This is a genomic window from Brevibacterium sp. HMSC08F02, from assembly GCF_001807555.1.
GTDB lineage: Bacteria > Actinomycetota > Actinomycetes > Actinomycetales > Brevibacteriaceae > Brevibacterium > Brevibacterium ravenspurgense.
In genome coordinates this window covers 1-9700 of sequence record NZ_KV789367.1, presented here as the reverse complement: position 1 = coordinate 9700, position 9700 = coordinate 1, and the positions used below count along the sequence as shown (strand labels likewise).

General features: G+C 60.4%; 7 protein-coding genes and 2 pseudogenes. 3 read left to right on the top strand and 6 right to left on the bottom strand.

Annotated elements, in window-relative coordinates:
• Positions 1–41: 41 nt before the first annotated feature.
• On the bottom strand, positions 42–1289 hold the full coding sequence (locus HMPREF3172_RS09535; RefSeq protein ID WP_070517075.1) for a trans-sulfuration enzyme family protein: 1248 nt from the start codon (positions 1287–1289) through the stop codon (positions 42–44).
• A 239-nt stretch (positions 1290–1528) separates the two neighbouring features.
• On the opposite strand from HMPREF3172_RS09535, the gene HMPREF3172_RS09530 reads away from it, so the two are divergent.
• From HMPREF3172_RS09530 to HMPREF3172_RS10720, 3 genes and pseudogenes are all read left to right on the top strand, one after another.
• On the top strand, positions 1529–2995 hold the full coding sequence (locus HMPREF3172_RS09530; RefSeq protein ID WP_070517073.1) for an MDR family MFS transporter: 1467 nt from the start codon (positions 1529–1531) through the stop codon (positions 2993–2995).
• Positions 2996–3119: 124 nt separating this feature from the next.
• A complete protein-coding gene (locus HMPREF3172_RS09525) occupies positions 3120–4277 on the top strand; it encodes an ImmA/IrrE family metallo-endopeptidase (RefSeq protein ID WP_070517070.1) in 1158 nt (385 codons plus the stop codon).
• Positions 4277–4768 (top strand): annotated as a pseudogene (locus HMPREF3172_RS10720) (DUF4411 family protein). Before HMPREF3172_RS09525 ends, HMPREF3172_RS10720 begins: the two are co-directional and overlap by 1 nt.
• A 78-nt stretch (positions 4769–4846) precedes the next feature.
• Here the strand turns inward: HMPREF3172_RS10720 and HMPREF3172_RS09515 are convergent.
• The 5 genes and pseudogenes from HMPREF3172_RS09515 to HMPREF3172_RS09495 form a co-directional block, all read right to left on the bottom strand.
• Positions 4847–5794: a hypothetical protein gene (locus tag HMPREF3172_RS09515; RefSeq protein ID WP_070517068.1), complete on the bottom strand. Its 948-nt coding sequence runs from the start codon at positions 5792–5794 to the stop codon at positions 4847–4849.
• Between the two features lie 167 nt (positions 5795–5961).
• Entirely contained in the window at positions 5962–6327 is a 366-nt protein-coding gene (locus HMPREF3172_RS09510; protein WP_070517066.1) for a GntR family transcriptional regulator, read from the bottom strand.
• Positions 6327–7319 (bottom strand): hypothetical protein, encoded by a 993-nt coding sequence (locus HMPREF3172_RS09505; protein ID WP_070517063.1) that lies wholly within the window; start codon positions 7317–7319, stop codon positions 6327–6329. The genes HMPREF3172_RS09510 and HMPREF3172_RS09505 overlap by 1 nt, the downstream gene beginning before the upstream one ends.
• 237 nt (positions 7320–7556) lie before the next feature.
• The gene (locus HMPREF3172_RS09500; protein ID WP_070517061.1) at positions 7557–8210 is read right to left on the bottom strand and encodes a biliverdin-producing heme oxygenase; all 654 of its coding nucleotides are present in this window, start codon (positions 8208–8210) and stop codon (positions 7557–7559) included.
• A gap of 60 nt (positions 8211–8270) precedes the next feature.
• Positions 8271–9700: pseudogene (locus HMPREF3172_RS09495) on the bottom strand (hypothetical protein); the annotation flags it as partial.

Below are 9700 nucleotides of genomic sequence, written 5' to 3'. Positions count from 1 at the left end.
CGCTCACCTTCCCAGGTGAGCGGCACCTCGTGCTTTGTCAGTTAGGAAAGGGGGCCGAAGGTGGCATCGAGAGCCGCTGCGAGATCGCCGATGATGTCCTCGGCTGCTTCCAGGCCGACGGAGAACCGCAGGTGACCCCACTTCTGGAACTCGGGTGGGTAGGCAGCAACCCGAGGACCCTCGGTGCCGACGTGCACGATGAGCGATTCGTCATGTCCGAGCGATACCGCGGAGGTGACCACGCGCAGATTCGCCACAAAGCGGTTCTGGGTGTCGGAATCTCCTTCAACGGCGAAGGCCAGAACACCGCCGAAGCCGCGGTTTCCGAACAGACGCGCAGCGACCTCATGCTGTGCGTGTGACTTCAGACCCGGGTAGGCGACGTAGGCAACTCGCGGGTCAGCGTCAAGGAACTCGGCCACCTTCTGGGCGGAGTCCAGATGCTGGCGAAGCCGCAGCGGCAGGGTGATCGAGCCGCGGCTGATCAGCCACGCGTTGAATGGCGAAATGATGCCGCCGACATCGACCATCGCGTCCTGTTTAATTGGGCGGATGGCTTCGCGGCTGCCGATGACGGCACCGCCCATCGCGTCGCCGTGACCGTTGATGTACTTGGTCAGCGAGTGCACCACCAAGTCCGCACCGTCTTCCAGCGGGCGGTACAGGGGTGGCGGGGTGAACGTCGAATCAACCACCAACAGGGCACCGGCCTTGTGGGCAATATCCGCAATCTTCGGGATGTCGGTGATCTTGGTTGTCGGGTTCGCGATGACCTCAACGTGCACCAAGCGTGTGTTCGGGCGAATGGCGCTTTCGACTTCTTTGGGGTCGCTCGCGTCAACGAACGTGGCTTCAATGCCGTACTTCTGCGGCAGCAGTTCTTTGAACAGGCGCCATGTGGCCTCATAGGTGACATCGGCAACGACAATGTGGTCACCTGACTTGAGATAGCTGAAGAACACCGCGTGCAAAGCGGCAACACCGGAGGCGAGCGCGACAGCGTCCTCGCCGCCTTCGAGTGCTGCCAGTTTCTGCTGCAGAGCCAGCTGGTTAGCACCCGAATTGCGGGTGTAAAGAGGGACATCGGTGCCAGACCAGCTGACGTTGGATGGGTCCTCGGGCAGAGCGTAGGAGTTCGCCAAAACAATCGGCGTGCGAATGGCGCCCGAACCTTGATCAATCTCGTTGCCGACGTGCACGGCCTGAGTCGTGAAATCGAGGCTTGAGGCGTCGGATTTGTCGGGCCGTTTGGCTCGGGGCTGGAAAGACTGGGGTGTGTGCGTGCTCATGCGCTCACGATAAAGCTCGGCAGTGATTTCCGGTGGTCTTCTGTGAATGATTTCGTCACACGGACCAGGCAAGCCCCGTGCAGCGGCCTAAGCCGCCACCCAGCCACTGTCCATGAAGCGTGTCACGTAACGTACAAGCCGAGCTGAAATCTTGCTAGCATCCGAATGCTGCACTTCTTCTTTCTGCAGCCGCCGTCACCCCTCATCATGGGGCCATCCAAACTGAAGGCTTATTCAACGTGCCTGAAACGTCACCAAACGCTGCTATTCCGTCGACGGTGAAATGGGTTCTCACCGTTCTTGTGTCGACCGCATTCGTCATGATGTTGAACGAAACCACCGTCGCGGTTGCGCTTCCGTCCATCATGAAAGACCTGGGGATCGGTGCGGACCTGGCTCAGTGGTTCCTCACCGGATTCCTTCTGACCATGGCGATCGTGCTGCCCTTAACCGGATGGATTCTGGGCAGGTTCACCACACGATCGGTGTTCTTCTTCGCCACCATCGTCTTCCTGGTCGGCACGATCGGCGCGGCGCTCGCACCAAACTTTGTGATCATGCTGCTTGCCCGCGTTGCCCAAGCAATCGGCACCGCGATCATCATGCCGCTGCTCATGACCGTCACGATGCTCATGGTTCCAGCCAACCGGCGCGGCACCGTCATGGGCCTGATCGGTGTTGTCATCGCGGCTGCACCCGCCCTTGGCCCAACGGCTGCCGGTCTGATTCTCAGTGTGACCAGCTGGCACGGAATCTTCACCATCATGGTGCCGCTGGTGACTATCACGACGATTATCGGCGCCGTCAAACTGACCAACGCCAGCGAACGCACGTCCGAAGGCATTGATGTGCTGTCCATGATCTTGTCCGTATTCGCCTTCGGTGGCCTGGTCTACGGTTTGAGCTCGATCAGCGTGATCACTGCTGGTGGGCCGGAGGCACGCACCCCGGTAATCATCCTGGTCATCGGCATCATCGGTCTTGCGCTGTTTGTATGGCGCCAGATTGTGCGCGGCAAACACGGCAAAGCGCTTCTTGACCTGCGCCCGCTGACCAACCTCAACTTCACCCTGTGCCTTCTTGCCATGATGGGCTTCTTCGCAGCTCTGCTGGGACTCATGAACACTCTGCCTCTGTTCATCCAGGGCGGTCTGATGGCCACCGCACTTGTTACGGGACTCATCACCTTGCCCGGCGGCATCCTGGAAGCCGCGCTCTCTCCCGTTGCGGGGCGCTTGTTTGACCGTTTCGGCCCGAAACCGCTGCTGATTCCCGGCATGCTGATTGCAGTGATCAGCATGTTCGTATTGGCTTCCGTCAGCGAGAACACCAGCCCGTGGTTTATTGCTGTGATCTTCACGGCTTTCTCAGTCGGCTTGGCCATGATCTTCACACCCGTCATGACCACGGCACTGGGATCGCTGCCAAAGCAGCTGTACGGTCACGGTTCAGCCATCTTCAACACGATGCAGCAGCTGGCCGGTGCTGCCGGAACCGCGCTCATGATCTCGATTTACGGTTCCGCTCAGGCCCGTGCACTCAGTTCTGGCCTTTCCGAACAGGGCGCACAAGCCGATGGTGCGGGTGCCGCTTTCATCACGTGTGGTTTCGTGGCACTCGCAGCACTCATCGCAGCAGTTTTCATACGCCGCGTCCCCGCGCAGGAACGCGAACGCGTGGAGCTCGACGAGCAGACTGTCAGCTGACTCCGCCAAGTATCCACAACGCCTCTGCGCAGCCGTTCCTCGGCAAAGTTCATGTCAGTGCTCCTACGTAGACTGTTAACCAGAGCCAGATCTCGACTTGAAAGTGGAAATTGGAGGTGACGGAATGACTGTCCACATTGAAGTCGCGCCAGATCTGCTCCAGTGGGCAGTCGAAAGAGCGGGGTGGGACGACGAAACTGTCGCACGTCGTGCGCCCAAACTCGATGAGTGGCTCTCTGGCTCCCGCATTCCGACATTGAAGCAGCTGGAAAAGTTCGCCGCGGACACTCACACCCCCTTCGGGCTGTTGTTTCTGTCTGAACCGCCTGCAGAAGACGTGCCTATCCCAGACATGCGCACCATCGGAAACGCTGCTGTCCCCCGGCCGTCTGCTGACCTTCTGGACACGATCTACCTGTGCCAGGCCCGCCAAGACTGGTACCGAACCTATGCGCAAGACAACGGCATAGTCGCACCTGAGTTTGTCGGCTCCGCAACGACCCAAGCGTCGCCGGTGCTCGTGGCGGACAAGATGCGTGAATTGCTTGGCTTTGATCTACCTGAGCGGAGCACATTTGTCAGTTGGCAGGATGCCCTGCGCCGTCTCATTGATCGCATCGAAAACATCGGTGTGCTGGTAATGGTCAATGGGGTGGTCGGAGCGAATACTCATCGCAAACTCAACCCCGAAGAGTTCCGCGGTTTCGCCCTGGCTGACCCGCTTGTACCTCTGATCTTTGTAAATGGCGCTGATACCAAGGCCGCACAGATTTTCACTTTGATCCACGAACTGGCTCACATATGGCTGGGAACAAGCGCCCTGTCCGATGCCGCTATGGCCACCAGCCACGGCGCAGCCGAGGAACTTTGGTGCAACCAAGTTGCCGCCGAGGTGCTGGTTCCGCTTACTGCGCTCCTCGATGACTACCGCGGTGAAGCGGATACCGAAGAGCTAGAACGCCTTGCCAGAAAATACCGAGTCAGCACCCTCGTGATACTCAGGCGCATCTTCGACGCTCAACTGCTGACCTGGGAAGACTATCGTGAGCGCTATAAGAACGAACACAACCGTGTGATCGGCATTCTCGCGGCTAGCCGCGACAAAAGCAGCGGCGGCAACTACTACTACACGCAGCCACTTCGGCTTAGCCGCCAGTTCGCCCAAGCGGTGATCGCCAGTACTTTCGAAGGGTCCACCACCTACCGGGAGGCTTACCGCTTACTCGGCACCAAGAAACACGCAACTTTCGAGAACCTGGCCACAGAATTGGGAGTGGCCTGATGTACCTCCTGGACGCCAACGTTCTCATCGAAGCTAAGAACCGTTACTACGCCTTCGATATTGCACCTGGATTCTGGGACTGGCTCCATCAGGCCCACCTGCAGTCATTAGCGTGCAGCATCGAGGCAGTCCGTGACGAACTTCTTACCGGTAAGGACGATCTCGCCGAGTAGGCAAATGCTAATACAGCGTTTTTTCGACCCATCGATCAAGGCACTGCACGGCATTTCGGCGAACTCACCACTTGGGCAGCTTCAAAAAGCTTCAAACCGTCGGCGCTAGCTGAATTCACAGGCGACAACGCCGACTACCTTTTGGTGGCCTACGCCCGCGAACACAACCACACAGTGGTCACTCTCGAACGCTCTCAGCCCCAAGCCAAAAATAGGGTCTTGATTCCCGATGCTTGCAGGGCAATGGGAGTCGACACGAAAGACACCTTCCAGATGCTCCGTCAGACCGGAGCAAAGTTTGGTCTCAGCACCACCTGATCCAACCCCGGACGCGCCAAGAGTAGGTGAAAACCGACCTGGCCCGCTTCAGCAGCCGGACCGCGCCAGTCCGAAGCGTTACCTGCCCGACCCCTGTTCACCGGTGTTCGGACCGACTCCGTTCGGCCACAGTTTGCGCCACGGGGTGCGCTTCAGACGTCCCGGCAGAAGGGGTACTATGACCAGCGCAGCACAGTTCAGCCCGACGAAGAAAGCCCCGGCGGCAAGCATGTTCGTCAGATCCTCCGCGCCAGGACGCACATGGGGGTGCAAAATGAGTTCGCCGACAACCCCCTGCGTAAACACCGCTGAGATAGCCGCCATGCCCACCGCACCGTCACCCAGTGCACGCAGAATCGACGTGCGCTCTGCGTCATCCCATGCCAGTTCAAGATCGTTGCCGGCATGCTGCGGCGTTGCGACAAACTTGCGGGCCGCGGACGGCATGAGCGCCCACAGAAGCAGGAGCACAATGTTCACAGCGGTCACAAGGTCGTAGCGTCCGTTGAATTCGCCTGGGATATACGGCAGCAGCCCCAGGAAAATCCACATTCCGGCCACATTCAGAACAATCGATACGGGAACCAGGAAGAAGCAGATCACCTCGCTGGTGGTGACGTAGTCGGTCACGGTTTGGCGCACTGGTCGGGCCACCTGGGACCGGCCTGGCAGCGATGGCACTCCCCGCCGCACCAGACGCAGTCTGCCCACGATGCTTCCAATCCCGAACCCACCCAGGATGAGCGGCACCCAGAAGGTGTCTCCCGTATCCCAGCCGTAGAACAGCGGGACCAAGGCTATTGAGAGCGCACCGAGAATGATGCCCGCCACCGACCACGCCTGCAGCGTTTTTTCACGCCGAACCAGTCGGTCTGTGATCACCGGACGCAGGTCGTCTGGGAGAGGAAGCTCGCGTTTGGCTGCTTGCTTGTCGACCGAAGCTTTGTCTGCCCTTGCCAAACCTCCCGTGATCGGGGACCTGGCCATGATCGCGCCGATGACGATGGCCATCAAGACAATCAGCATCGCTTCTCCTTCCGTAACAACACACTAAACAAGGACCTGATACGCCGCTGGTCGTGCGCACAATCCTTGAGAAAAAGCACAGAAAGCGAAAAGCACGAGGTGCCGCTCACCTTCCCAGGTGAGCGGCACCTCGTGCTGTGTACTGGGGTGGGCAGTCCGGTGGCCGGTCAGCCTTTCTTCAGTTCCGCGAAGGCCCGCTGCAGCAGTCGGACTGCTGCGTCGACGTCGATGCCCTGTGCGCTGAGTGCCCTGGCGTGAGCGCGGGAGGCCTCCAGTGCGGGATCAGCGTCATCGTGGGAATCTTCCGTGACGATCGTTCCGTTACGCCCGGCCGTGCGCACATAGCTGCGGCGTTCAAGTTCCCGGTACGTGCGGGCCACGGTGTTGGGGGCGAGTCCAAGGTCACCGGCCAGGCGGCGCACTGCCGGCAGACGAGCCCCCGGAGGCAGCTGACCCGATTCGATTTGGACCATGAGCTGATCGCGCAGCTGTTCATACGGCGGAACATCACTCTTGGGGTCGATGCGCAGCATTACTTGCCCTCCCCCTGTTCGCCGGCGGCTGGGTTCTGGTTGCCGGGTGCGGCAGCTTCCGAGGTCCGGCTGATCTCAGCCGGCGCGTTCGGCCACAGCTTGCGCCACGGGGTGCGGTTCAAACGTCCCGGCAGAAGGGGCAGGGTGACCATCGCCGCAGCAACAAGGCCGATGATGAAAGCTGCGAAGGCGAGCGTGATTGTCAGGTCTTCTGCACCTTCCCGCACAGCTGGGCGCGATACGACGTCAACAACGCTGATCAGCGAAAAGATTGCCGCGACGACTGCCATGGCCACCGCGTTGTCACCCAGTGCACGCAGGGCTGTTGTGCGTTCTGCGTCATCCCATGCCAGTTCGAGGTCGTTCCCTGCGTGCTGCGGGCTTGCCACAAGTTTGTGAGCGGCGTAGAACATGACGGCCCACATGGCCAGAAGCACAATGTTTGCCCCGGTCAGAGCAGCAAATCGACCGTCGAACTCAGCCGGCATGTGCGGAACCTTAGCGGCGAGCACCCACATTCCAACGGTGCTGATTACAAGCGATACGGGAACCAGGAAGAAACAGATCACTTCGCTCTTGCTGACGTAGTCCGGCACGGTTGTGTGCATTGCGCGGGCCACCCGCGGGCGGTCTTCGGCAAGGGGCGTCGTGCGCAGCACCGGCAGCACACTGCCGAAGGCGCTTCCCACCGCGAGTCCGCCCAAAACGAGCGGTGCGTAAACGGCTTCTCCGTTATCCCAACCGGCAATCAGCCGAAGGAGAGCCACTGCGAGGAAGCCGATCAGCAGGCCCCCAATTGCCCACATGAGCGATGACCGTTCACGGCCGACCAGCCGATCGGTGATCACCGGGCGAAGATCACTTGGAAGCGGGAGTCCCTGTTTGGCTGCGTGCTTATCGATTTCTTTGGTGTTCACTTTGCCGAACCCGCCCGTGAAGGGAGCTTGGGCCAGCACTACGCCGATGATGATCACAATCCAGAATGTCTGCATCGCCTCTCCTTTCGTATCAATACATAAAACAATGTACTGATACAAAGCTGGGGTGCGCAACCCCCTTCAGGAAAAACACAGAAAAAAGGACGAGGTGCCGCTCACCTTCTCAGGTGAGCGGCACCTCGTTCTTTGTATGGGGGTGGGGCCCCAGCGGGGCACGCCGCGGCGAAGCAGCGCTACAGCACCAAAGCGCTCATCACCTCGACACCCACCACGCTTGTCAGCTGGGAGCGGTCACAGTCCGCGCGCTGCTCCGAGTTCGCGGAAGATCGCCTTGTTCAGGCGGAAGCCAACTTCGGCTTCGGCGATGAGAGCTTCCTGCTGTGCTTCGCTCAGCGACACAGCGTCAAGCTTGGCCCTGTAGTCGTCCTTGAACAGCTTCGGCTTGTCGATTCCGGGGAAGCGCCACATGTTGAGTGCTTCGTCTTCGATCGAGTAGTGCCGCTTGACCAGTCTGCCGATTGCCAAGCCGCCGGACAGGTCACCCAGGTAGCGCAGGTAGTGGTGGGCCAGCAGCTGTTCTGGCTCAAGCCCAGACTGGAAGCGCTCTGCCAGCAGGCGCGTTGCTGTGACCGGCACCGGCGGCTTCCTGTCAGTGCCGAGCAGCTGGTCGAGGTCGTCATTGATTGCCTGCGTGCGTGCCAGTCCGGGGTGGTCGAACATTGCGAGCACCGAACCCGATGATGCGGCCTGCACAGCCGATTCCAGTGCCGGATACAGCACTGCGTACTGTTCCAGCAGCGCAATGTAGGCTTCGCGGTCGAGTTTTCCTCCCATGAGATCGACAATGAAGCGCTCGGATTCGGCCGCGCTGTGTTCGCGCTGGGTTTCTTCGCGCAGTCGCTGTGAGAATGACGCGGTTTCCGCGGGTGGGACTGTGATGGTCATGTTTCCTCCACGAGGTGTTGGCCCGGTTTCGGGGTTTCTTTCTTTTTGTCTGTAAGTGGTTTAGGTCCAAGTGCTCGGGTCGAGCCCAATAGTTCTGCGCAGCAGCCAGCCGATTCCGACCGTTGCGGCAATGCCTGCGGCTGCGGTTGCTCCGCCAAGCCCCCAGCTCTTCGCACTGATTGAGCCCATACCCTCGGATCGGCGAGCTTCGGCTGCGGTGGCAGCGAAAGCGGTCTTGTCTTCCACGTCTGCCGGCTGAGCATCGGGGCTCTGCGGCAGAGCGCCCGGCCCACCGCCAGACCCGGCAGCACCGGGGCCGCCAACGCCGGACCCACCGACGGTGCTTGAGCCGGGCACGGTTGAACCGGTCGCGCCTGCACCGGCAGCGCTTTGACCAGGTTTGGCCGGTTCTGGCGCTGGGGGCTCGAAGCTGTTGTCAAAGGCAACCGTCAGCGGCAGCGCGGGTTTGCGTGCGTCTGCAATTCCGCCCGAGGAGTACCAGTAGGAGCTCTGCCCGGTTTTGACGTTGAAGTCGACAAAGCTCTTGGGGAATGAACCCCATTCGCTTCCGGTGCGGTCCTGCGGCGTAATACCGTCGCCCGCGTTGTATTCAACACCCAGATAGTCGGGGGTGACGGTGAATCCACCGTCCTTGACTGCCTTGCCCACATCGAGGCCGGAGAAAGTCGCCAGCGTGATGGTTTCGGACTTCAGCTTCTCCCATTTCGACAGGTCGTCCATGTCTGCGCCGTAGCCGGATGCGGTACCCGTCAGCTCGCCCTTGCCGTCCTGTGTGACTGTCAGCTTCGGATCGGCGACCGACCAGTAGGTCATGCCGGAGTAGAACACGATCGTGAAGCCGCCGTCCCAGCTGGCAGTGATTCCGCCGTCCTCGAAGTCAATGCTTCCGGCGCCCATGTTCAACCGCGATTCGTGGTGCGAGTTCTTGTCGGCTGCTACGACTCGCCCGCCGTAGCGGTCATCACACTTGTTCTGCCATGTCGCGGTGTGGAACTTTCCGGAGGCATCGGGCTTTTCGATCTTCACGTTGCCGTCTGTTGGCTTGTACAGCTTTCCGGGTGCGTCCCACACAACCGCTCCGCCGCTGTCCGGGGACACGCCCGCGGACAGGAAGTTGCAGGTGCCGGGTGCGAACCCACCGGCGCTGCTTTCCTTGTTGATCGCCCAGAACAGGGTCGCGTCTGATCCCTTCGGGGTTTTCGATGGCTTCTTTTCTTCTGACGGGGTGCCGCCCGGCTTCTCCTTGCTGTCTCCCCCGGTGTCGGGTTTCGGCTTGGGCTGCTGCGAATCCTGTTCGGGCACGATCGGGGTGCCCGTGAACGACACGCTCAGCGGACTGGGCTTCTTGCGTGGGTCCGCAGCTCCGCCGGAGGTGTACCAGTACTGGGTCTGGCCGGTCTGTACGTTGAAGTCCACCCAACTCTTGGGGAACGAACCCCAGCCGTCTTTTTCTTTGTTCTGGTCTGGCT

What these genes read in the sequence shown, in the direction of transcription:
- HMPREF3172_RS09500 (WP_070517061.1), bottom strand. Translation starts at nt 8,210, where the DNA reads ATGACCATCACAGTCCCACCCGCGGAAACCGCGTCATTCTCACAGCGA.
- HMPREF3172_RS09510 (WP_070517066.1), bottom strand. Translation starts at nt 6,327, where the DNA reads ATGCTGCGCATCGACCCCAAGAGTGATGTTCCGCCGTATGAACAGCTG.
- HMPREF3172_RS09525 (WP_070517070.1), top strand. Translation starts at nt 3,120, where the DNA reads ATGACTGTCCACATTGAAGTCGCGCCAGATCTGCTCCAGTGGGCAGTC.
- HMPREF3172_RS09515 (WP_070517068.1), bottom strand. Translation starts at nt 5,794, where the DNA reads ATGCTGATTGTCTTGATGGCCATCGTCATCGGCGCGATCATGGCCAGG.
- HMPREF3172_RS09505 (WP_070517063.1), bottom strand. Translation starts at nt 7,319, where the DNA reads ATGCAGACATTCTGGATTGTGATCATCATCGGCGTAGTGCTGGCCCAA.
- HMPREF3172_RS09535 (WP_070517075.1), bottom strand. Translation starts at nt 1,289, where the DNA reads ATGAGCACGCACACACCCCAGTCTTTCCAGCCCCGAGCCAAACGGCCC.